Below are 26,323 nucleotides of genomic sequence, written 5' to 3'. Positions count from 1 at the left end.
TTGCCAAAACTGACTTAACCTATGTTCCCAAAAAGCCCAAGGCATATTCTATATGCGCTATTGTTGTTGCTGTTATCTGCAGTTTGTACATCGGCTATCGCCAACTATGATTACAAAGTGTTGGCCGGGATTTCTGAAGCCTTTGAAGAAGCGGTCTCTACTGAAGATTCCAGTTCCAAGACCAGAATCACGGAAATTTATAATGCTCCAGCTCCATTGGAGCATCAAAATAAGGCAAGTACCTCGGCTCCCTTACCCATGTTCATGACCATCATTCAAGGTGCCGATCTTGAAGTGAACTGTACGAATGACGGTAGTACCATAGCACGATTCAATCTTTGTGGGGATTCCGATGATAGGGTAGTTTCCTTGTCAGGAGCCCCATACAGTTCTGTGTCTTGGGAGAAGTTGGGGGGATCTTGTAGCGCAGATATCAATGAAAATTGTCCAGAAACGAGTAATTCGTGTTATACCCAAGTCAGTATCGCACAGAATTTTACTATTGATGCAAGTACAATATCTTCGACTACTGGTGGTGAATTTAGGGTTCGGGTCAATGGTTCGGGGCCATACTATTATTTCAAGGTAAAGAAAAGTACGATTACACAGACGTATGTAAAACAAGATAATATCTGTGGGGTACCCGGAAGAATCCAAATCACGAATCTTTCAAGTGCGTATGAGTTCAGTATCGATAACGGTAGTGGTTTTGGCCCATGGCAAGGTCCGATTTTCAATGATTTGGCGCCAGGTACGTATATTGTAAAGGCAAGATTACAGAACACACCCAATACCTGTGAGTACCCTTATGAGCCAATAACCATAGAGCAGTTGGATATTGCTATTGATGTTACTTTTACCGATGCCCTTTGTAGTGGGGATACAGGTACAATTACAGTTACGGCCAACAATGTTCCCGGTCCATACAAATATACTTTGTTGGATAGCAGTGGTGTTGCACAGGAATTTACGGCCTTTATATCTGATAATCCCTATACTTTTTCAGCTGTGGGATTTGGTACATATACCGTACAGGTCGAAACACAACAATGTACAGGAGACCCATTGAATGGTATAGATCCACCAAGGGAAAGCTTTGATACCAGTGGAGATCCTATAGTAATCGGTAACGGCTTATCACCATTGGATGCCTCAACGGAGGTGCATAGTAGTTTTGGATGCTCAACAATTACCGATGTTGATGTTACAGTAAACACTTCAGGGGGATCAGCCCCTTATACCTTTACGGTCAATGGTGGATCACCACAACCTTCATATACGGGTACTACCACCTATACGGCTACTAGTCCTGGTTCCTATGATTTTTTGATAACCGATAGTAATGGTTGTACCATTTCCGCCTCGGCGAATGTTGAAAACCTTTTGCCTCCAGTAGTTACGGCAACAGGAATTGACGGAACATGCTCCAATGGAGGGGCAAAAATAATCTTTAATGTTGCCGATGCCCGTGGTTATAACCTTAGTTATAGGGTCAATAGTGGAGATCCTTGGGAGACAACCCCGGAAATTTCAGTTCCGGCCACTACTTCTGGTACATTATATGATCAAATAGAAGTACGTTATCAACAAGGTGGATTCGAATGTACCTTGCCTTTGGCCAATGTTACAGTGTCAAGTGTTGGTGTTATTTCAGGTTCAGCGACCAAAATTTCGGACCGCACCTGTGATGGTAGTGGAGGAACCAATGGCGGACAGATTGATTTTGTGGGACCCTTTACCGGAGGTTCAGGAAGTGGTTATGTCTTTAGTATCGACGGATTGAACTTTTCAGGGACGACATCGTATTCCGATTTGGCCCCAGGTACGTATACCCCTATAATCAAGGATGGAGGCGGATGCCGATTGGAGTTGACACCGATTACCATATTGGACGTAGATCCACCTACGGATATCGATTTTGTCCAGAGTAATATCAATTGTTCATTGGGAACTTCGGATGTGCAATTGACGGCTACTGCCAATGCCGGAATAGCGCAATATGTTGTTCTTAGTCCTACCCCCGGTTTTGATACTGATGGGGATGCCACCAATGATGTAATTACAGGATTAAGTACCAATACTTCCTATATATTTCAAATTACCGATGTTAATGGCTGTACGTATACGGAAGGCTTTACACCGGCCCAAATCAGTTCTATACGAGCAAGGGTTAAATCGGGCGGAGATCTGAATGTATGTAATGGGGCCTCCGATGGTTCTGGTACGTTCTTAATCGATGGTTTCGCCAATAATTATACCTATGATATTAATGGAGGCTTATTTACAGGAGGCCCACAAAGCGATTTGGAAGTAGTATTACCTCCTTCTGGTGCTGGCACCTATACAATTACGGTAACCGATGCGGATACGGGATGTACCGATACGGCTTCATTCGATATACAGGAAGCTGCGCCGATTGATCTAAGTACAAGCGTGGTTACCGATATGACCTGTGCCAATGGTAATTTAGGTCGGGTTGTAGCCAACGCCACAGGGGGTTGGGGTAACTATCGATATACACTTACACCTCCATCGGGCCCACAAGTCGGACCAAAATCGGGTAGGACCTTTGGTAACCTCTCCGTAGCGGGAACATATACGTTATCTGTTGAGGATGCAGAAGGTTGTTCAACGACTTTTAATTTTGACCTAACTCCCTTGGATGCCCCAACAGTAAGTCTTGATGCCGCTGCATCTGACTTTTGTTATGTTCCTGGGGTTGGTGCTACTGTGACGGTAACATCTACGGCCGGTACGGCACCTTTGGCAAGCCATCAATATCGTATCAATGGAGGAACGCTTCAAGGTAGTCCGACATTTACTGGGCTAACTCCAGGTAATTATACGATAGAGGTTGTGGATGGTAATAATTGTAGTGATGATCTTTCCATAACCATTGAGCCACAATTACGGGTTTCTACAAGTATTGAAACTGAAATTCCATGTGGTGGTTCGCCGGGACAAATTCGTGTCCGGGTTAATGGTGGTTATTTCTCGGGACCGGGAACCAAACAATATCAGGTAAGTTCGGATAATGGGGCTACTTGGAGTGGGTTGACCACATTTACATCGAATAATTTTTTACATGATACTACTTTAGACGGAAATTATATTTTCCGCATTTTCGATGAAAACGTGACCAATAGTGCTTGTTCTGCTGAATCAGCACCTATTTATTTAGCACCACCGGCCTCTTTAGATCCACCAACAATTGAAGTTTTTGATGTAAGTTGTGGTGCTACCGACAATGGTAGGGTGATAATTACTCCGGATGCGACCAGTGGGGTCCCACCTTATAAAATTAAAATAAACGGAACGGATTATGGTTATCAAACTTCGTTTTCCAATCTTTCTGCAGGTACATATACCGTTGAAATAGAGGATGAAAGAGGTTGTTTGTATACCGGACCCTTTATAATTAACACCAGTACTACGCCAACACCCAATGCCAATATTTCTGAAATACCTGCTACCTGCTCGCTAAGTGCAGTCAGTGGTGGTATTCTCATAAACAGTGTTACTGACGGTACAGAGAATTTCAGTTTTATCATAGAGGATAGCTTTGGTAATTTCATCACGAGAGAAGATGATGTTGCTCGATCCTCCTTACCTTACTCGATAACCGATTCGGCTTTGATACCTGGGGAATACAGGGTAATTACTTTGGATGCCAATGGTTGTATGGATGAGGATCAAATAACTATTACGGAGCCAAATATAACTGTTGTTCCTGATCCTGTTGTGCTACCTGTATGTTCAATAACTGGTTTTAGTAATACTGTTGAAATTTTTGGAGGTACAGGTCCTTTCTTAATCCGTTTGGTTGATGATCCAAATCCTCCTGTTTCTCCAAACGCTGGGCTGAGAAGACATACATTTTCTGGTTTACAATATGGCGTGACCTATACAGTTGAGGTGACCGATACCCAAGGGGATCCGGATCCTGCAAACTGGTGTGTTTATTTAGAAGAAATACCTCCGGTCGAGGGGCCTTCTCCTTTGGATGTTAGCACTAGTTTTAATCCAGCAGGGTGTTACCCAAGTACAGATGGTGAAATTCTATATTCAATTATCGGATTTACGATTGGTGATGTATTACAAATCGATTTGTTAAACGACCAAGATGGCTCACTAACTCCATTGGAGACTGCTACTACTACTGCAATCCCACATACAGGAAATGTTTACGCCCCTGAAGGTGATTATCAGATTATAGTTACGAACTTAACAGATCAATGTACCGATGCAGCAGTAGCAACAATTGAGCAAAACCTACCGGCCATAGATATTCTAAACCTTACCCCGGCGAACTGTAATGCCGACGGATCGATTACCGTTCAAGGTAGGGGAGGTGACGGAGGTCCTTATACCTTTGCTTATATGCCTATTGGAAATGCTCCAAGTGGTGGTGATTATGGTACGGAAACGACTTACTTTGGGCCAGCAGGGGATTATGATGTTTATGTAATGGACAGTAGCGGATGTAGCTCTTTTGCAATAGCGAGTATTATTCCCACTGATATTCCTCCGGTTATCACCACAACAGTTGTTAATCAATGTGATTTTACATCCACGGCTTTCGATATAACGGTAAGTGTACCGGATACGATAGATACGCCATTATTTAGTTTAGGAGGAGAGGAACATTATGGTGTATTGAATGGAAGTGTTTATGAATGGACCTATATCGTCTCCACACCTGGTGATTATGTTGTAGGCGTGGTCGATGCCAACGGATGTACCTCACAGGCCACGGCACATGTCTACGAATTTTTGTCGGCTTCAGGAAGTTTTACGACCGCAACTACCTGTAACGATGCCGATGGGGAGATAACCATACAAACTACGGGCGGTAGTGGTGATTTTACCTTTGAGCTTACCGGTACCGACTATAACTCCAATGCCGTTACAACAACACAAACTTCCAATGTGTTTACGGGATTGTTCCCAGGGGATTATTCTGTTCATGTAGTGGATAACATTATGTACGATGGTACAAAATTCTGTGATTTCACTATTTCAAATATACATTTGGATGCAGCTGTTACTCCTGTGATATTACCTACTACACCACATGATGTCACTTGTTTTGGGGATGATGATGGTAGTATCGATATTGTGTTGCAAGCTGGTACCGACATCGATGGTCCGATAACATATCAATTGGTCGATTTTGTAACCAGGACCCCTATAACAAGTAATAACTCAGGGTCATTCCCGAATTTGGGGCCAGGTAATTATGAGGTTGAGGTAACTTCCGCAAGAAATTGTGTTGCTTATTCAGGGGAATTGGTAATTACCGAACCACCCGCATTTGCCATTACGGCAAGTGCTCCACCCTTTGCTTGTGAAAATGGAGCCAACCGATATAGTTCAACAACGATTACAGTAACGGTAGACCCCTCTAACCCGGGAACGGTAGGTAGTGGTTATCAATATAGTATTACGGGATATTCGGATTATCAATCATCAAATACTTTTGAAATCGTTGATAATGGTTCACCCCAAAATATCACAGTTTATGCTGTCGATGGTAATGGTTGTCAAACCTATTTTGACCTGCCCCAATTGGATACACCTGATGATATCACTTCAACCATTATTGATGTGGATGTTTTAAACTGTAGGGATGATGAACGGGTACGTATCCAAGTATCCGGTACGACCGATTTCACTGTGTCTGCGGTTTCCGTAGCACCTGTTACCCCGGTTACCAATACAGTGGGTAATGATTATGTGGACATGTATCTACCAGCTGCTGGAGACTATATTTTTGAAGTCACTGACAATATCGGTGGATGTACGTATCCCATGCCGGTACATACTGTTGTTGAGCCAATTAGTCCAACAGTCGTAATCAGTGAGGCTAAAGCGGTAAGTTGTTTTAATCCAGGTAATGATGGGGAATTATCCATAGAGGTTACTGATTATGTAGGTGCCTATACCTATAATGTATATAGTAATAATGATCCTGGAAAAACCACGGTGTTGGCAACTGGTAGTTTTAATACGGCCAATAATCCTGAAACTATTACCGGTTTAACAGGGGGTAATTTCTTTGTTGAGGTAATTTCGGATGAAATCCCGTTCTGTACTAGCGATAGTAATTCAGCTACCATAAGAACACCAAATGGGGCTTTGCAGGTAGATGCCATTGAAGTTGGAAATACAGGATGTAATGATAACACCGGAAAGATAGAAGCGAATGGACAAGGGGGATGGGACGGTTCTGCTTACGAATATCGACTATTGGTCAGTTCTGATGGCGGTGCTACGTATGCCACCGAAGTTGCTCCATTCTCTACCAACAGTACATTTGAGAACTTGCCGAATGGCGATTACCAAGTGGAAATCAGGGATGTTGAAGGTTGTACCGATACATTTGAATTGAATTTGGCACCTGTGCCACAGATTGATGCTGGTATTCGTGAACCTCTTTCGTTACAATGTCCTGGAGGTAACAATGCTGTTCTTGAAGCATATGATCCATCTACAGGGGATGCGACAAGTGCAATTGCAGGGGCCACTGGAGGATATCCAGGAGCCGGTTACAACTATCGTTTATTATATTTAAACAGTAATGACAATACTGATATTTCCGCAGCCAGCGGTTTGCAGAATACCCCAACCTTTATTGGTGCCACAGGTGGTTTTATCAGCGAAGGATGGTATGCGATAGAAGTGTCTTCTAGTTTTGATTGTTTATTCGTCACTGATCCTTATTACGTGGATCCACCTCCAGCGGTGCAACCGAGATTGGTTCAAACCAGGGTACCTGGATGTGGAGGTATGGGTGAAATACGTTTGACCATCGAGAATCCCGATCCATTATTTACCTATGAGTACATGGCCATTGAAAATGGTGTGGCTATTGGTACATTTGTCGATATGACGGGGACCTCGGAATTGTTCCCTGGTGTTGCCGGGATTACGTATCAATTTGATGTAAGAAAGAAAAATGCCTTGAATGTGTGTCCGGCTGTTACCTCGAATGGTATCACAATGACCGATGCTACAGGTATTACACTATTGCCTAACCTGCCCGATGACATTTCCTGTGCTTCTGAGCTCGATGGTAGGATCGAATCGTTTATTAACGGTGGTGTAGGGGATAACCAATTCTATCTTTACGCAGGGGACCCTGTTGACGCCTTTAGTCCGTCAGCGACCGCAACCCTTGTTAGAGGACCACAAGACCATGGGACTTTCGAAGGTTTGGATGCGGGTACCGATTATTATATTGCCGTTACCAGTGGGGCCACATGTAGTGATATTGCAGGGCCATTTGAAATTGTACGACCACAGCCCATATTGTTCAATGCGACCCCGATTCCGGTTAGTTGTTTTGGAGAAGAGGATGGTGGCATAACGATTGAAGTTACTAGTGGGGGCGTTGGTCTTATACAGTTTGCCATAGAACCTAATTTCAATGAATTCTTTAGTGACCCAACAAATCCTGGAATGTATACGTTTGATGAATTGGCTGCAGGGGATTATGAAATCTTGATTCAGGATGAAAATGGATGTTTCGAAAAGCAGACCCTTACCGTAACGGAACCGGCAGTTGTAAGTATTGATGACGTTGCCACTACCCCTGAAACATGTATCGGATTTGCCGATGGTACCGCCCAGTTGACGGTATCCGGAGGTACACCTTTTGTAGACCCCATAACAATGGTGTCTTATTACGAGACCATGTTGGTAGGTCCAGATTCGGACGGAAGTGAAGTATTCGTTCGCAACGATGATTTAACTTTCAATGGTCTGGAAGGAGGCGAAACGTATATCGTATTTGTCCAAGATGCGAACATGTGTGGTACCGATGCACTTATTCCAATAGAGATTGGGGTTGATTTAACCGCTGAAGCTATTGTACAATATGGTTGTGAGGGTATATTCCCCAATAGTACGGTATCTATTGAAATGCAAGAAAGAAATCTGCTGCCTAATCTATTGTTCTCGTTGGATGTCGATGACATAAACCAAGCAGATACCCAGACTACTTGGGGGGATCTTCCTGCTGGCGACCATACGGTATTTGTTTATCATGAAAATGGTTGTACCAGTTTTGAGGAGTTCACCATTGAAAATTATGAACCATTAACCTTGAGTGCTGTTAAAACAGGTCCGAATGAATTGATAGCAACGGCCACAGGGGGCTTTGGAGGGTATGAGTATTTCTTCCAAGGGGAATCCTATGGTAGCGATAATATCTTTACGACCAATGAGAGTATGACGGTAACCGTAAGGGTGGTGGATCAAAATGGTTGTGTTGCAGAGGTAACGGTTCCATTCGAGTTTACCGGTATATTGGAAATACCTAATTTCTTTACGCCCGATGGGGACAATAAGAATGATGTTTGGGCACCCAAGAACCGTGAGTTCTTCCCGAATATAGAGGTTAAGATCTATGATCGCTATGGTAGGGTAGTGGCCGAGCTGGATGCCGTGAGCAATTGGGATGGTAATTATGATGGCAGCCCGGTACCAACAGGTGATTATTGGTATGTCGTCAATGCCAATGACAAGAGCAAGATTCGCTATGTAGGTCACTTCACACTTTATAGATAAAATCAAATAACATACTATTGAATTAAAAATGCCGATTTAAAACAATCGGCATTTTTGTTTTGTATTGAGAAATGGGTTGAAGGACTTATGGCACTATCCGGTTGGATTCCAGTGGGAACTTATGTGTTGCCAGAAGACCTTATTTTAAATATAATCCATGATAAAACGGTTAATACGGTCCATTTTGGGAAATGTGTAATTTTTCAATATTAAAGTGATAATATTTTGGAAAACCACTTGTAGGTTTTGTGGTAACTTCATAGCTATATTAAAATAGTTTTGAAATGAGATATCATATTTTCCAATTTGCATGGATTCCGTTGCTCCTAGTTGTTATATTATTTGGTTGTAAAGAAAATTTACCGGTGAATACAGGGGATTATTCCGATCAGATACGTTTGAATCAAGTAGGGTATTATCCATTCGCCACAAAGAAGGCCGTAATTGTAAACGGCACGGACCTAAAGGAATTCTCCTTGGTCAATAATGAAACAAAACAAATTGTTTTTTCAAACAACCTCTCAAATGTAAAAGAATGGGAATTGGCGGGGGAAGAAGTCCAAATCGCTGATTTTAGCAGTGTCAATACACCTGGGGATTATTCAGTATATATTGAAGGACTAGGTTATTCCTATCCGTTTACAATTGGGGAAAATGTATTTCAGGATGCCTTCCTAGGTTCAATAAAAGGCATGTATTACCAAAGGGCGGGAATGGCGTTGGAAGAGAAATACGCAGGAAAATGGAAACGGGACATGGGCCATCCCGATGATAGTGTGGTTTTTCATCCTTCAAGCGGAAAAACGCAGGGGTACATTTCTTCAACAAAGGGCTGGTACGATGCAGGCGACTATAACAAATATATTGTAAACGGTAGTTTTTCACTGGGACTGTTTTATACCTTGTTCGATCAATATCCCAATAGTGTGGCCGATGGAGGACTCAATATACCGGAAAGTGGAAATGGCACCAGTGATTTATTGGATGAATTAAAATATGAAATGGATTGGTTTCTTACCATGCAGGATGATGATGGAGGATTGTATCATAAGTTGACCACTAAGAATTTTGAAGGGATGGTAATGCCCAATGAGGCTACTAGCCAACGTTATATTGTAGGGAAAGGCACTGCCGCTACGTTGGACTTTGCAGCTTGCGCAGCACAAGCGTATAGGATGTTCAAAGCGGTTGACCCAAGTTATGCGGACCAATGTCTTGAAGCGGCAAAAAAGGCCTATAGTTGGGCTGTTGAAAATCCAGAAATAGAATTTTTAAACCCCGAGGATATAGCAACAGGACAGTATGGGGACAAGGATTTTAAGGATGAATGGTTTTGGGCCAATGCGGAACTATATATATCCACTAATGAGCCTCCATACTTGGATAAATTAAATGAAGGCTCTTTGGATTTTAAGTTTACCAAAGGGGATAATTGGAGAAAGTTCATGAGATTCACAGGGATGTTCAGTTTGTTGAAAAATAAGGATGTGATTTCTGAAGCCTTATTTGAGACCCTTAAAAATGGTATTATCGCTAGTGCAGATGAATTAACCGCTAAGGCAGGGAAATTGGATTATTTTCAACCCATCGATGATTTTCAATGGGGTTCCAATAGCGATGTTCTGAATGCGGCCATGATTATGGCCCAGGCCTATCGTTTAGATCCAAAAACGGAATATCTAAGTGGGGTACAACAATGCGTTGATTATATTTTCGGAAATAATGCTACAGGATATAGTTTCGTTACTGGTTTTGGGGATAAGTACCCAATGCATATACATCATCGCCAAAGTGCAGCCGATGGCGTGGAAGAACCGGTACCGGGGTTACTATCGGGGGGGGCTAATTTTGGAAAGCAGGATGTAAATGATGGCGTTGTTTATCCAGATAATGCACCGCCAATGAAAAGTTGGGCCGATCAAGAACCTAGTTATGCAAGCAATGAAATATGCTTAAATTGGAATGCCCCTTTAACGTACATCCTTGGCTTTTTGGAACAGGAATCAAAATAAATGATATGAAATCTTTTAAAACATTACTTTTTGTTTTATGCTGTTTGGTTATAGTTGGGAATAGAGTCAATGCCAATTACGAGTCGGATACTATAGTTTCCCCTGTGAAAAAGGTGAAAAAAAAGCCCAGGAATGTCATATTCATCCTAACCGATGATCATCGGTACGACTATATGGGTTTTACGGGGAAAGTTCCATGGTTGGAAACCCCAAATATGGATAAATTGGCCTCCGAAGGGGCTTACTTGCCCAACACCTTTGTTACTACTTCGTTATGTTCACCGAGTAGGGCTTCCATTTTGACCGGACAATTTTCACATTCCCATACCATAGTGGATAACCAGGCACCCGATCCGGGCAATCTGACCTATTTTCCACAATATTTGGAAAAGGCCGGCTACCAGACCTCCTTTTTTGGAAAATGGCATATGGGAGACCATGGTGATGAACCGCAACCGGGTTTTACCCATTGGGAGAGTTTTCGGGGGCAAGGGGTGTATTACAATCCTACTTTGAATATCAATGGCACACGGGTCTCTTATAAAGATTCGACCTATATCACCGACTTACTAACCGAACATGCTGTGGATTGGTTGGATAAACGCGATAGAAATAAACCATTCTTTATGTATTTGTCGCATAAGGCCGTACATGCGGCTTTTAAACCCGCTAGGAGACATAAGGGTCGGTATAAGGGGAAAAGAATCGAATTGCCATCAACCTATGATCAAACCAAAACCGGGAAGTACCGAGATCTAAAATGGCCCCAATGGGTGGCTAACCAACGGGTAAGCTGGCATGGGGTTGATTATATGTATCATGAAAACGATGGTATCTATGATATGGTGGTTGATTATTGTGAGACTTTATTGGGAGTCGATGAAAGCATAGGTACTATTATGGACTACCTAAAAAAAGAAGGCCTGGATGAATCAACCCTTGTTATTTACATGGGGGACAATGGTTTTAGCTGGGGGGAACACGGATTAATAGATAAAAGGCATTTTTATGAGGAATCGGTAAAGGTTCCTTTGTTGGTTCGATGTCCCGAGTTATTTGAAGGGGGAATTACTCCAAAGCAGATGGTTCAGAATATAGATATAGGACCCACAGTATTGGCCGAAGCTGGTATAAATAAACCAGGGAACATGCCAGGGGTTTCTTTTATCCCCATTCTTACGGGGGATACCAATGCTCCTACACGCAAAGAGGTTTTTTATGAATATTATTGGGAGTACGATTTCCCAATGACCCCAACGGTTTTTGGAATGCGAACTGATCGGTACAAGTATATTAAATACCAAGGTATTTGGGACCGTAATGAGTTGTATGACTTACAAAATGATCCCGATGAGATGTACAACCTGATTGCAGACCCGGATAAACAAGAAATAGCCAAGGAAATGTCGACGGCGATTTACGACTGGTTGGGAAGGACCAATGGGATGCATATACCCCTTAAACGTACGATAAAATATCGTTTTGGGGATTATAAGCACAAGAATGAATATTGATATAAAATAAAGAATCATCCATAGGGCATAAGTTCATGAACTCGATGGATGATTCTTTTAGTATTTTTTCAATGCTCAATTTTTTTGAAAGACTTTTAGCCTACCCCGGTTTTGCGATATAACGATATATGGATTTGTTCCATTCGCATTCTGTATAGAAATCATGTCTTTGGCATCACCAGATACCAAGAATCCTGATTCTTGGGTATTGATCATTTCAAATCCACCCTTACCGTCACCTTTGAGTAATCCTCCATTGAAGGCATCCAATCGACCGACAAAAACCTCATTCCCGAAATTATTCCCTATAAGTAAAAGATCGCTTTTAGAATCATTATTGAAATCATTTACCAACATTCTATTGATTGGGGCTATTTGGGCAGCTTGGGGCAATTGATGGCATTTAAACGTACCATTACCCATATTTTCGAAATAACTGCTTTTGTCATAGTTGACCGTTAACTTCATAGCATCGTTCAACTCTTCAGGAGTTAATAATTCATCCTGTGTTGTTCTGGCATATTCCTTATATGAATTGAATTTTGCCCTGAATAATGGACTTTGACCATAGAGGTCACCCCAAAAATTCGTAGGGAACGATCTATAGGTTTCATCATTGAAGTTGTCCTTGAAATAGGCAAACATTACGGGGTCTACCGTGCCATTATTATCAAAATCCTTAGCGAGCAATGTAACCGGCCTTTCTTTGGTAGGTTGATAGAAATTGTTGGCACCTAGATTACCTGCGACTAAATCAAGGTCTCCATCCCCATCAAAATCATGGACCAATAGGCTTTCCCACCAACCATTGAGGCTGTCTAAACCAGTTGCTGTTAATTTGTGGAAGGAAGATGTACCATTCTTTAAGATAGTGATGGGCATAAACTCACCGGTCAAGATCAGATCACTGAGTCCGTCTTGATCAATATCGGCCCAGCTCGCATCGGTTATCATACCAATATTATTTAAGGTTGGGCAGACGGTTTCGGTAACATCCTTAAGGGTGCCATTGACATTCTTTAGAAGAAAGCTCTTTTCGGCGGTTGGAAACTCGGCAAATGGCGTTCTACCACCTACAAAAAGGTCCACGTAACCATCCCCGTCATAATCATGGGCTTTTACCACGGAGCCACTAGCCTTGATGTCGGGCATTTTATCCATGGCGAAAGAAAAATTCCCTTTTCCATCATTGACCATTAACCGATCAGTATAAAAGTAACTTCCCTTTTCGAATTCATTACTTCCCGAAACCAGGTAAAGATCAAGATCCCCGTCATTCTCTAAATCGAATAAGGCCAGTCCCTCTTCCTCATATTTTTTATCCTTTGTCTCGGTAAACAGTTGGGTCTTGGTAAAGGAACCGTCTTTTTGCTGTAAAAAGATTTCAGGGGAATACCCTGAGGCACTACCGACAATGAAATCCTCTGTACCATCCCCGTTTAAATCACCAGCTGCCAAACAAGGCCCATTTTGTGTTAATTTATGTGGTAAGATGCGCTGCACATTAAAATCGATCATGTCTTTCTCTTGATGGATATAATCAATACCAATGCTATCGGTAACATCTTTATAGATGGGATCTGTTTTTTTAGGAACGAACGGAAAGGCAATTTCATTGGGATCCACCTTTGTCGCATCGATATAATCCAATGTGAGGGTTTGATTGCCCTTAACATCGGTTAATTTTTGAAATTTACCATCGGGCCAAATGATTTCAAGGGATTTCACACTATCGGCGGATCCCAGACCATAGTGTGCAATATCCTGGACCGAGGACATGTAGCCCCTGTTTAAATGGTGCTCGTAATATTGAAGGGTATTGTCTTGGAATCGAATGGCAATTTTTGCTCCAATACCCGATGTATTGGTTTTAGGGCCTTTTAGGTCTACTTTTAAAAAGTTATGGGCTTGCTCAAGCTTTTTATCCAGGGTGTTTTCAAAAAGAAAGGCTTCGTCGTTTATATTGTTCACAACATAGTCCATATCCCCATCATTATCCAAATCAGCGAATACCGCTCCATTGGAAAAAGAAGGAATGTTCAAGCCCCATTCTTCCCCTACGTCTTTAAAAAGTCCGTTTTGATTGTTTTTATAGGCATAGTTGGGAATTTTCACTTTTGGGATAGAATCCAGGATTTGCATTGGTTTTAGATACCGACGCACATTGAATTCGAATTCACCAAAGTCAAGATCGGTAATATCGCGTGGAAAGCCATTGGTAATCAATAAGTCCCTATAGCCATCATTGTCCATATCCACAAAAAGGGGAGACCAGCTCCAATCGGTTTTCGAAATCCCCGCCATAAGTCCTATTTCTTGGAAAGGAATCCCTACACCTTGACCTGTTTGCAGCATATTTCTCATGTATTGGTACTCATAACCGAACTTCTCGTTTAAAACATAGTCGTTATATTTCGTATTACGTATTGTTGTTTTTTGCCTATAATTATTTTCACCCAACATATCCAAGGTCATAATGTCCAAAAAACCATCATTATTGTAGTCCGAAATATCATTACCCATAGAGAATCTGCCTTGGTGTTTTAGAAGTTCGTCAATTTTGTTTGAAAAGGTACCATCCCCGTTATTGAGATAAAGAACATCATTGGTGAGGTAGTCATTACTAACATAAATATCGGGCCAGCTGTCATAATTCAAATCGGCAATTGCGAGTCCAAGGCCATAACCTTCAATCGTTATGCCTGCTTCAAGGGTCACATCGGTAAAGGTGTTGTTGCCATTATTATGATATAATCTATCGTTGCTCAATGCGGAACCATCTGTAATTTTGACCCTATAGTTGGATGGTAGTTTATGGATATCAGTGTTGTTGAGCACATATAGATCTAAAAATCCATCCTTGTCATAATCGAAAAATGTTGCGTTCATGCTGTTACCGGTATCGGCTATCCCATACGCTTTGGCCATTTCCTTAAAGGAAGGGATCCCGTCTTCATCGAGGCCTTGGTTTACGAAAAGTAAATTGGCCATTTCCGAAGAGCTTTGGAACATGGCCGCACAGACATAGATGTCCAAGAAACCATCACTGTTGATATCAATGAGGGCCACTCCGGTTTTCCACTGGTTTGTTGCTTCAATGCCACTTTCCTTGGAAACATCCTTGAATTTAAAATCCCCTTGGTTCAGATAAAGTTTGTTCGCAACTTGGTTTCCTGTGAAAAATAGGTCTTGCTTATTGTCATTATTGAAATCACCAACAGCTACACCACCTCCATTGAATATGTATTCAGTGGTCAGGATGTTAAAGCTATCGGTCTCGACGATTTTATTGTTGAAGGTTATTCCGGAATGATCCGATGAAACTTTTGAGAACAGGGTGTTTTCTTTTTTTTGGCAAGAAATCACCGTGAATATGATAAGGGTAAGAATGTGAATTTTTTTCATTGTTTGTTGAATAGTTGTTGCTGCCTTATTCGTAAAAGAATCGAATTGTAAATTACTACATCAAGATGTCGTAATCATTAAAAATATGGCAATTGTCAAAATAAATGAAATAGATTGTCAAAAAAAGATGATAAGAGATCGATTAAGAACTAAATGTTTATTGATGTTGTATTAGGGTACTTTACTATGGATTTATACTTTATGTATTAAAAATTGGAATAAAAAAAAGGCATTCCGTGAAATGCCTTTTTCTTTTAAAAATTAAATGAATAATCTATATAAGATCAATACAATGGATTTTGATCCAAAATGTTTCCACTTTGGTCAATAGCAGTTAAAGGTATTGGAAACAGATTATATTTATCGGTATAGGTTCCAAATCTTCCATAATCAGATTGATTGATGTCTTCGGCTTCATTGGCAATATAGGTGTTGATTACCTCTTCAGCCACACCCCATCTTCTTAAATCGAATAAACGATGACCTTCCATACCAAGCTCCAAACGTCGTTCAAAACGAACTGCTTTTCTAGCAAAAGCTTGATCAGGGAATGATGCGTAAGGCTCAATTTGATAATTGGCCGCATCTGTATCAGGAATGGCAACATTGTTATTATCCAGCGCTTGGACATACGTCATGTTTTTGGCTCTGTTCCTTACACGGTTGACATATTCAAGAGCCAAAGGTAAATCCGGGCTTGATTTTTCAACGGCAGCTTCAGCAGCCAACAATAATACATCAGCAAAACGCATAATGTTGTAATTGATACCGGACCAATCAGATCCCCAACCACCAGTACCTCGGTTGGCATCAACTTCATCAGCTTGGTATACGTTCTTTTTAGGTAAGTAAGGCCCGGAGACATCGGCAAAAGTAGCCCTTATCCAAGCTTTCCCTGGATTGTTTCCAAAACCATTGTAATCGACACCTCTTCTAGATACCGTATAATCCAATCTTGGGTCTAAAGGTCCCGTATGAAGATCAAAAGGAGTGGCTACAGGGTTACCATCGGCATCCTCTATTATAGTTCCTTCTGCATCAAGTTCATAAGACTCTATGCCATAATCACTGGTTACATCGGTATCGGCAAACGTATCCAATAAAGGAAGTCCACTACCATCGGTTTGATACGCGTTGACCAAATCCTGTGTTGGTTGGTAAAAACCACAGCATGTTCCTAATGGTCCCCCACCTGGAAAGTTCAATGTTCCCGCTCCGTTACCATTATAGGAACGACCGTCATCAGCAACAAATTCAATGGAAAAAACAGCTTCTGAACTATTTTCACCAACTAAGTTAAAGTTGTTGACATATTCATCGTTTAAGGCATATGGACCTTCGGTTACAACTTCATTCAATAAGGCAAAAGCTTCATCCCATTTTTCTTGATACAAATAAGCTTTTCCTAAAAATGCTTTGGCAACCCAAGAATTGGCCCTTCCAGTAACTCTTTCAGATCCCAAATTGTCAATCGCGGCTTGAAAATCAGCTTCAATTTCTGCCCAAATGGGTCCTGGGTTGGGTTGGTTAAACTCTAAATTAACTGCATTTTCGAGTGAAATAAACGGAACGTTACCATAAAATTTCTGTAGTTCAAAATTGAAGTAACCCCTAAGGAATAAAGCCTCTCCTGTTTGTTGGCTAAAATCCCCATCTGGTACTTGGTCTATTAAGGCCAATACAGCATTGGCTTGGTTTACTCCTCCAAAGAGTGCACTCCATCTTCCCAAAAACCAGCTATTACCGGTTTGCCAATCCAATGTTTCAAGTTGGAATAATTCGGTATTGTCACCATCAGTACTTCCTCTATGTGCATCATCAGATACGACATCGGTCCACCAGTTGTCGCCGCCTCTAGAAACTCCCTCTCCCAATGCGTTGACACGTTCCCCGTCCATAGCGGAGTAGGCTGCAGTCAACTTAAGGTCAATACCCACAGCATTTTGTAGGGCTTCATCTGAAAGTGCTCCTGTTGGGGCAATCTCTGTAAAATCGTCACTACATGCAACTAGCAACATGCATGTCAGTGTTATTGTATAAATTAATTTCTTTTTCATTTTTTTAAAATTTTAAGTTAACACCTAATGAATAGATTGAGGCTAACGGATAATTATTATCAGACACCCCTATGGTTAGGTTGTCGATACGACCATCTTCATATCTTGGCTGTAATTCTGGATCGACTCCCGTATAATCGGTTATCGTAAATAAGTTGGTTCCTTGTAGGTAGAACCGAACACTATCCATGCCCATCATCTTAGCAACCTTGTCATCAAATGAATAACCGATCTGTAGGTTTTTCAATCGCATATAGGAACCATCTTCTACAAAAAATGAAGTTGCTGTAGTTTCATTGTTGGTAATACTTTGGCTAAGAGCCGGCATAGAGGTGTTTTGATTATCGGGTGTCCATGAATCCAAGACCCTTACACTTCTGTTGGCATTGAAAAAACTAGGATAATCGGTATAGACCCTATCATTGTTAAAGATTTCATTTCCTTGGGAACCTTGGAAAAATGCGGATAAGTCAAAGTTCTTATACCCAGCAGTCAAATTTACACCGTAGGTGAAATCCGGGTGAGGGGAACCTATAAAGGTCCTATCATCATCATCTATAGTACCATCACCGTTAATGTCACTATATATAAGTCGACCAACACCATCTGCAGCATTTTCAAACCCTTGATCGGGACTAGCATTAACTTCAGCTTCTGAAGAAAAAATCCCTATAACCTTTCTACCGTAAAAAGATGAAATAGGATGTCCTTCCTGGGTCCTTGTAACGGCACCTGTGTTTCTAAATCCTTCATAGCCCACTTGAAATGTACTGATCAATTCAGTTACTTCATTTTTATAACTAGAGAAGTTAAGGTCAATACCATATCTAAAACCGGAAGCTAATTCATCCGCATAGCTTAGCGTGGCATCAATACCCTTGTTCTCTATAGATCCGAGGTTCACGTAAGGAGCATTGGAGGCTATGGAAGTTGTACTGAACAAACTATTATCAGGGTTGATCAAATCTTTTGTATTCATCACAAAATATTCGGCCTCAAGGTTTAATTTGTTTTCAAAGAAACCAAGTTCTATACCAAAATTGGTAGTTTCACTGGTCTCCCATTTTAAATTTTCATTCCCTGCGGATTCAAGAATAGCCCCTTGTGATACACCACCACTACCTTGGAACCCATAATTGGCATATTGCTCACTCAATACGGAGATATTATACGTAGGGTTATCTACCGGTAGTGTTTGGTTACCCAATTGTCCCCAAGATCCTTTCAGTTTCAATCTGCTGACAACGCCTTCTGGGAAAAAGTCTTCTTCACTTACGACCCAACCTCCACTGAACGAAGGAAATACATCACTTTTGTTATCCCCTATAAACCTAGAGGATTCATCTTGACGAACTGTAGCGGTTAAAAAATATTTACCGGCATAGTTGTAGTTCACTGTACCAAAAAGGGAAAACAAAGCCGAAGCATTGTCATAGGCGTATACCACATTCGCGGCACCACCACCATTTTCCAATAAATAATAATCAGGGGTTTCAAAGAAGTAATCCGTTCTTGAGATTTCTTTACCTTTTCCCTTTACATTCAATGCTTCAATACCTACTAAAGCATTAATATTGTGTTCACCAAAAGACTTATTATAACTTAACGTATTGTTCCATACCCATTCGTAATTGTCGTAATCTTGCTCATAAAGGGTATTGGTGGAAATTGGTTCGGAAGATTCTGGAATCAAGGCCCTAAAACGTCTGTCATTATATGCTTTGATTGATCCACCTATGGAAGTTTTGAACTGCAGTCCATCGATGATATCAAGCGTTGCATAAATATCACCAAATACCCTAAACGTTTTTTCAAAATTATCAGCTTGCCTATTCGCTTCCGCAACCGGGTTGTTGGGATTTGAAAGTCCCGTATCATTACTATAGTTACCCGCGTAAGCTCCATCGTCATCATAAACAGGAACTAGTGGAGACATTCTTGTGGCAAAATTTAACCAAGACTGACCGCCACTCTTTCTAGAGAAAGAAATGTTGGTATGTTGTCCTATTTTAATTCTATCCCCAATTTTAAATTCTGAGTTTATTCTGGTAGAACCTCTTTTATATCCGGTAGCAATTTGAATACCTTCGCGATTTAAATAACTAGCTGAAAACAAAAACTTGGATTGCTCATTACCATTTTCCAAAGTTATGGAAGCATTTTGTGTAACTGCCGTTCTATAGATTTCGTCCAACCAATCGGTTCCACCATTAGGTTTAACCGTTGCGGTCACAGGAACCCTTTGCAACGTCGCTGGTGTTACAGGGTTAGGCCCATCACCATATTGTGGGTGGGATGGTGTACCACCATCATTCCTGATACTTTGCCAAATCATTTCACCATGCTGTTCTGTATCCAATAATTCGGGTAAGTTGGTAGCAGATGAAAAACCAGTGTACATATCAAGGGAAACCCTTGCAGTATCCATATTATAACCTCCACTTTTTGTGGTGATGATTACAACCCCGTTGGATGCCCTTGCTCCATAAATGGCAGCAGCACCATCCTTAAGTACGTTCATCTGGTCGATATCGGCAGGGTTTATCGAGTTTAAAATATTAGCATCGTCTGTCTGAACCCCATCAATGATATATAGTGGGTCATTACTGTTCCCAGTACCATACCCTCTAATACGTACCACGGGACTTGATCCTGGATTGCCATTATTGGTAATCGTAACCCCGGAGACTCTTCCTTGTAATGCTTCTGCGGCACTCACCATAGGGGTTTTTGTAGCTTCAGACACATCTACCGATGCGACAGAACCTGTAAGGTCACCCCTGGTTTGGGTACCATATCCTACAACAACCACCTCATCCAATAAACTTGCGTCTTCAGTTAAAACCACACTAACAGTGGTATTGCCATCTAAAGCAATTTCCTGTGTATGATAACCAATGTAACTGATGACCAATACGGCATCGCTATCCGTTTCAAGGGTAAAGTTACCATCAAAATCGGTTTGGGTACCTTGGGTAGTGCCTTGGACGACAACACTGGCTCCAGGTAAGGGGCCTGACGCATCAGAGACTGTTCCAGTAATAATTGATTGAAAAGAACTTTCCAGATCAACCTTTAAAAATGATGTTTCAGAATTTGCCGAGGCCATTTGGGCACTTAAACAAATCATGAACGATAAAAGCCCAATTCCGAAAGAAGTAAACCTTCCTTTGGGCTTTAACGTTTTGTAATCTCGTTTTTGATTCATAATCATTGTTGTTTGTTAGTTTAAATAAAATTTCAAGTAGAAAAAAGCACAATTTTTTAGCACTAGTTTTACGTAGTACGCAAAAATTTATGCTAATATTAACAAATTTATAGGAAGGTAAGTAATATATCATGTCTTATTTTGTCAAATAGTGATATTATTTATTTTGTTAAAATTAACATAAACAATCTTTGAGGCTGTCCTACTCAAACGTTTTCGTAGTGTTTGCAGGGGTTTGGAGATACTTGGGTGGGTTGAATTATTGAAAACACCCTATTGGAACGAAAAATTGATTTTTCTATTTTTTGTTCAATTTGTGATAAGCTAATGTGATAATCGGACTTGGTTTCCAATTTAGGAGCATAATTATCAAAAGACCTTTGAGGTTTTGATAACAGCCAGTTGGTTGTTTTTTAATCTCGTAAAGAATAAATAGACCTTACCACCGTCTTTGATTTTGTGTTTTTTTCTGATAGTGGCAACACTTTCCGGGAAGTTTCTTACCGTGATGTTCGCCTTGGTGCCTATTAAAGGTTTAAGTTCCTTTTTGGAATAGCCAATGACTTCCTCAATGCGGAACACCCTACCAGGGAATTCCAACAAATCCTTTGATGTGAATAAATGGGAATGTTCATGAAGTTTGTGGACTCGAAATGCTTTTGAGGTGATTTTGAAAGCACCTGCTTTTAGCAAAGCGGCATTTGGCTCATATAAATAGTCCAAGGGAAGTTCATAGGTGGGTAGGGTGTCTTTTTCCTCAAGAAGATTAAAGCTAAACCGTTGTGGTTTAGTTGGGGTTATATTTAATGTCTTTATATGTATTTTGCCTTCGTATTCCCTTTCCAACACCCAGAGTAATTCCTTGACCTCGTTCTTTAGGGCCGCGACATGAATCTCCTTCACATGTGCTAATTCGTTTAAGCCAATCGTAATATCCAAAAGAGGGGAGGTCTTGATTAAAATATGCTTTGATTTTTGAAAGAGTAACGGTAGGTGTTCAACGATATTAGGGGAGCAATCCGATAGCATAAAAACCTTTCCCTTGCTTTCCGATCTTCGTGAAGGGTCAACATATAGCCAATCGAAATTTTGATTGGATTCGTTTAAAAATCCCAAACCATCCTTGGGTATGAAAACGGTATTTTCAACCCCTAAAATCTCAAGATTATGTGCGGCAATCTCGGATAGATTTTGATTGATTTCGCAATGAAATATCTTGTCTATTCCTTTGCTGAAAAAATAGGTGTCCACACCCAAACCACCGGTTAGGTCAACAAGCGTTTTTCCGCTAAGGATACTTGCCTTATATTTGGCTGTGGTCTCAGAGGAACATTGTTCAATGTTCAACTTGTTTGGGTAATAAATAAGAGGTGTATTGAACCAGTGGGGAAGTTTCTTTTCGCACTTTTTCTTGGCTTGTATCTGTTCGGCCAATTCTTGGGATGAAATATTCCGGAAAGGACTCTTTTTAAGGATAACTGACATGATGTCAGCATCTAAATTGTTGTTTATAAAATATTGAACACCAGTATTTAATATATTTTTATTCAAAGTGATACTATAAGTTTTTGGTCAATGACTTCACAATCTTGTTTTCGGCTAAAAATTCCTTTAAAATCACTTTGATTGCCGTGTAACCCGGTACTGCAATGATCATTCCCGTGATTCCAAATAGCAAGCCTCCTATGATGATGACCAAGAAAATCTCTAAGGGGTGTGATTTCACACTATTGGAAAAAATATAGGGTTGCGAGAAGAAATTATCCACCAGTTGACCAATGATAAAACCAATCATTACGTAGATGGTTTTGGGTAGGATTACGGTGCTGAAATCAGCCCCTAAATTACTGGTCATCGTTAGGGTCAACATGAGGGCCCCACCGATGATCGGACCTACGTAAGGAATCAAGTTCAACAGGGCACAAAGAAAGGCGATAACGATGGCGTTTTCAATGCCGAAAATAAACAGGACAATGGAGTAGATTACAAACAAAATGAGGATTTGAAAAACCAGTCCAACGAAGTATCTTGAAAGTAAATCCTTGATGGTGTCCAAAGATTTTTTTAGACGGCTTTCCTTGTTCTCCGGTATAAAGATCAGAAGGCCTTCCTCAAACAATTTACTGTCCTTTAAAAAGAAAAAAGCTATAAAAAGTACACTGAACAAACCTATGCCAAAACTACCAAGAATACCAACAAATGAATTCAGGAAATTTGGTATAAAGCCAAAATCCAAGTTGGTGAATATTTTAGATTCTTTTAGGCCCTGTTCAATTTCGTTCGAACTCAATCCGAAATATTCGGTTACTTGGCGATATATATGTTCTACATTGGCCTGAAGGGCATCCATATCCAATAATGATAGGTTTTGTCCTTGTGCGATTAGAAGGGGGATGAATAAGGCGATGATACCAGCGATGATCCCAATAAGGAGCAACATAGTAACAATGACCGCCAAGGTGTTGTTGAACTTAAGTCTTTTGCGCAGGAACAATACTATAGGTCTTCCCAAAAGCGACGCAACCAAGGCTATGGCCATGTAGGCCAATACCGATTGTATTTTGTACAAAAATAGTAAGACCAAGAAGATACCGACAAGAATGGCTATCGCTCTCAAAATGCCGTCTGCAATTGTTTTGGATGTCATTGGTTAACTTTTAAAGGCATAAGATATAATATTGGCTCCCATTTGCAAGGCCTTTGTTCGTATCGCTTCCGGATCGTTGTGAACCGATGGGTCTTCCCAACCATCACCCAGATCGGATTCATAGGTAAACAGAAGGACCAATCGCCCTTCAAATGTTATTCCGAAGGCTTGGGGTCTTTTACCGTCGTGTTCATGTATTTTGGGTAAGCCATCAGGAAAATTATAATGTTGCGAAAAAATAGGGTGGTCAGCACCTAGTTCTTCCAAGGTTTCATTTGGGAATACCTTGGCGATTTCCTTACGTAAATAAGGTTCCATGCCGTAATTGTCATCGATATGCAAGAATCCACCAGAAAGCAAGTACGTCCTTAGGTTATCCGCTTCTTCTTGCGAAAACAATACGTTGCCATGCCCTGTCATATGCAAAAATGGATATTGGAAAATATTGATATTCCCAACGTCTACCGTTTCGGGTTGTTCCTTGATTTTAGTGTTGATATTGGCATTGCAAAATTGTATTAAATTGGGCAAGGCCGTGGGGTTGGCGTACCAGTCACCCCCGCCATTGTATTTTAAGATAGCGATTTCCTGACCGTTGACCATGGAGGCGTAGGCTAATAAAAATAGTGTGCAGATGAGTTTCCAATATCCCATTCCCTAAATATACGAAGATGGATTTAACCGTTGTTTATCAAATTTACTGTAGTGCAGGCCACGATGGCGGCAGTTTCAGTACGCAGTCTGTTCTGGCCCAAAGAAACGGGTAAGAAGCCCTTTTCGTAGGCCTTGTTTATCTCTTTTTCAGAGAAATCGCCCTCAGGGCCAATAAGTATGGTCACATCCTTGTCCGGGGCAACCCTTCTTTTCAACTCCATTTTTTCGTCCTCTTCACAGTGGGCGATAAATAAGAGTCCTTCCCTTTCCTTTTCCACGAATTCCGAGTAGGTCGTAATAGGGTTCAGCTTGGGCAAATATGCTTGCATGGATTGTTTCATGGCCGATTGTAAGACCTTTTCCATACGTTCCTGTTTTACGATCTTACGCTCAGACCTGTCACAGATAACCGGTGTGATTTCGTCTACGCCTATCTCTGTGGCTTTTTCTAAAAACCATTCAAATCGATCATTGCTTTTTGTAGGAGCGACAACTAAGTGAAACCAATACATCTTTCGATGCTTTTTTGTGGATGAAATGATCTGTGCCTTACACTTTTTGGTGTCGGCTACCATGATCTTGGCCTCGAAGATGTATCCTTTCCCATTTGTAATAAGTAGATTATCGCTTTCTTTTTTGCGTAGTACTTTTACGATGTGTCGACTCTCTTCCGGGGTAAAAACAAATTGGGAGACGCTACTATCCAGCTTTGGGTTATAGAATAATTGCATAGTTATCGGTCGTTTCTATTTAGTGTTCTTTAATTTTTTTCTAGCATGTTCCAGTCCCAATTCAATCCAATTTTGGAGTTCCTCCTCGGTGGTGTATCCCTTGGAAGACACATAAACGAATTCTTTCATGGGTCTTTTGGCAAAATCCATGGGGCGAACCACTTCCATCTTCATGATTTCATCAATTTTATCCGCAACAATACGCACCATAAGATTTTCTTTAATGATGCCTACAGTCATTTTGCCCTTGAACAGATAGGCCAACCCTCCGAACATTTTCTTTTTAAGGATTTCTTTGGCGATGTCTTTAGGAAACAACTTAAATGCATAATCAAGTCTTTTTTCCAAATCTTCATTATAGGCCATAGGCTTGTCATTGAATGATATATCGTGCCTTGGCCGTTATATCCTGGGAGGCGAATGCCTTCTGTTTGTATTTATGATAGCCCACGATGCCGATCATGGCAGCATTGTCAGTACAATACTCAAATTTAGGAATATAAGTGGACCAACCGTATTTCTTTTCTGTATTTTTCAGTGCGGAACGTATGCCTGAATTGGCAGATACACCCCCACCAATGGCCACGTGCCTTATTCCGGTTTCTTTTACTGCTTTTTTAAGCTTGTCCATTAAAATGTTGATAATGGTGTATTGTATGGAGGCACATATATCATTAAGGTTCTCCTCCTTAAAATTAGGGTTGGTCTTGGTTTCCCTTTGTATAAAATAAAGGATACTTGTTTTTAGTCCGCTAAAACTAAAGTTCAGGCCATCTACCTTAGGTTTCGGGAATGGGAATTTTTTAGGATTGCCAAGCTGCGCGAATTTATCTACCAGTGGTCCACCGGGATAGGGTAGCCCCAGTATTTTGGCACTTTTGTCAAATGCCTCACCAACCGCATCATCCAAGGTTTGCCCCAGGATTTCCATATCGAAGAAATCATTCACCCTTACAATTTGTGTATGGCCACCGCTGATGGTCATGGCTAAAAAAGGGAACTCGGGTTTTGTGTTTTTTTCCGTTACAATGAAGTGGGCCAGAATGTGTGCTTGCATGTGGTTTACCTCAATAAGGGGGACGTCTAGACCAAGTGCCAAAGACTTGGCAAAAGAGGTGCCCACCAATAAAGAACCCATAAGTCCCGGTCCGCGTGTAAAAGCTATGGCTGATAATTGTTTTTTGTCGATATTTGCCCTTAATAAAGCTTGGTGCACCACAGGTACAATATTTTGTTGGTGCGCCCTGGAGGCAAGTTCGGGTACAACACCCCCATATTCCTCATGGATTTTTTGAGTTGAAACAACATTGCTAATGACTTTGTCATTGCACAAAACCGCCGCAGAGGTGTCGTCACATGATGATTCTATGGCAAGAATATAAATGGTTTCTTTTTCCACTAGGTTTGGAATAAAAATTGAGGTACAAAGGTAAAACATTATAGCCCTATTAGAAAACTGAGAAAAATACTTGTTAGAATACTCCTGGTATTGTTGCTCATTAGTGTATTGGGCACGATAGTGCT

12 protein-coding genes are annotated in these 26,323 nt (G+C 41.0%); 3 read left to right on the top strand and 9 right to left on the bottom strand.

Translation table 11 applies throughout. The features are described 5' to 3' along the window. Positions 1-21: 21 nt before the first annotated feature. The 3 genes from LX92_RS16300 to LX92_RS16290 all read left to right on the top strand — a co-directional run bounded on the left by LX92_RS16300 (position 22) and on the right by LX92_RS16290 (position 12,097). Positions 22-8,571: a T9SS type B sorting domain-containing protein gene (locus LX92_RS16300; protein ID WP_109652961.1), complete on the top strand. Its 8,550-nt coding sequence runs from the start codon at positions 22-24 to the stop codon at positions 8,569-8,571. Between the two features lie 284 nt (positions 8,572-8,855). Continuing rightward, on the top strand, positions 8,856-10,583 hold the full coding sequence (locus LX92_RS16295; protein WP_109652959.1) for a glycoside hydrolase family 9 protein: 1,728 nt from the start codon (positions 8,856-8,858) through the stop codon (positions 10,581-10,583). 5 nt (positions 10,584-10,588) lie between these two features. Next, positions 10,589-12,097 (top strand): sulfatase family protein, encoded by a 1,509-nt coding sequence (locus LX92_RS16290; protein WP_109652957.1) that lies wholly within the window; start codon positions 10,589-10,591, stop codon positions 12,095-12,097. A gap of 75 nt (positions 12,098-12,172) precedes the next feature. Here the strand turns inward: LX92_RS16290 and LX92_RS16285 are convergent, their stop codons facing one another. The 9 genes from LX92_RS16285 to tsaD all read right to left on the bottom strand — a co-directional run bounded on the left by LX92_RS16285 (position 12,173) and on the right by tsaD (position 26,237). Then, positions 12,173-15,502 (bottom strand): VCBS repeat-containing protein, encoded by a 3,330-nt coding sequence (locus tag LX92_RS16285; protein WP_109652954.1) that lies wholly within the window; start codon positions 15,500-15,502, stop codon positions 12,173-12,175. Between the two features lie 284 nt (positions 15,503-15,786). Further along, positions 15,787-17,559 carry a RagB/SusD family nutrient uptake outer membrane protein gene (locus LX92_RS16280; RefSeq protein WP_109652952.1) on the bottom strand — a complete coding sequence of 591 codons (1,773 nt, stop codon included), beginning with the start codon at positions 17,557-17,559 and terminating at the stop codon, positions 15,787-15,789. A gap of 4 nt (positions 17,560-17,563) precedes the next feature. Further along, entirely contained in the window at positions 17,564-20,767 is a 3,204-nt protein-coding gene (locus LX92_RS16275) for a SusC/RagA family TonB-linked outer membrane protein (protein ID WP_223308430.1), read from the bottom strand. A gap of 369 nt (positions 20,768-21,136) precedes the next feature. Beyond that, entirely contained in the window at positions 21,137-22,252 is a 1,116-nt protein-coding gene (locus tag LX92_RS16270) for a THUMP-like domain-containing protein (protein WP_317047073.1), read from the bottom strand. Positions 22,253-22,325: 73 nt separating this feature from the next. Further along, positions 22,326-23,414 carry an AI-2E family transporter gene (locus tag LX92_RS16265; RefSeq protein WP_109652948.1) on the bottom strand — a complete coding sequence of 363 codons (1,089 nt, stop codon included), beginning with the start codon at positions 23,412-23,414 and terminating at the stop codon, positions 22,326-22,328. A 3-nt stretch (positions 23,415-23,417) separates the two neighbouring features. Next, entirely contained in the window at positions 23,418-24,068 is a 651-nt protein-coding gene (locus LX92_RS16260; RefSeq protein WP_109652946.1) for a DUF4159 domain-containing protein, read from the bottom strand. A gap of 23 nt (positions 24,069-24,091) precedes the next feature. Next, complete coding sequence (locus LX92_RS16255; protein ID WP_109652944.1) at positions 24,092-24,799, bottom strand: 16S rRNA (uracil(1498)-N(3))-methyltransferase; 708 nt, start codon at positions 24,797-24,799, stop codon at positions 24,092-24,094. A gap of 15 nt (positions 24,800-24,814) precedes the next feature. Then, on the bottom strand, positions 24,815-25,165 hold the full coding sequence (locus tag LX92_RS16250; RefSeq protein WP_109652941.1) for a TfoX/Sxy family protein: 351 nt from the start codon (positions 25,163-25,165) through the stop codon (positions 24,815-24,817). Between the two features lie 7 nt (positions 25,166-25,172). Then, positions 25,173-26,237 (bottom strand): tRNA (adenosine(37)-N6)-threonylcarbamoyltransferase complex transferase subunit TsaD, encoded by a 1,065-nt coding sequence (tsaD, locus tag LX92_RS16245; RefSeq protein WP_109652939.1) that lies wholly within the window; start codon positions 26,235-26,237, stop codon positions 25,173-25,175. Positions 26,238-26,323 lie beyond the last annotated feature (86 nt).

This window comes from Maribacter polysiphoniae, from assembly GCF_003148665.1.
Lineage (GTDB): Bacteria > Bacteroidota > Bacteroidia > Flavobacteriales > Flavobacteriaceae > Maribacter_A > Maribacter_A polysiphoniae.
This window is presented reverse-complemented; position numbering and strand designations above follow the sequence as displayed.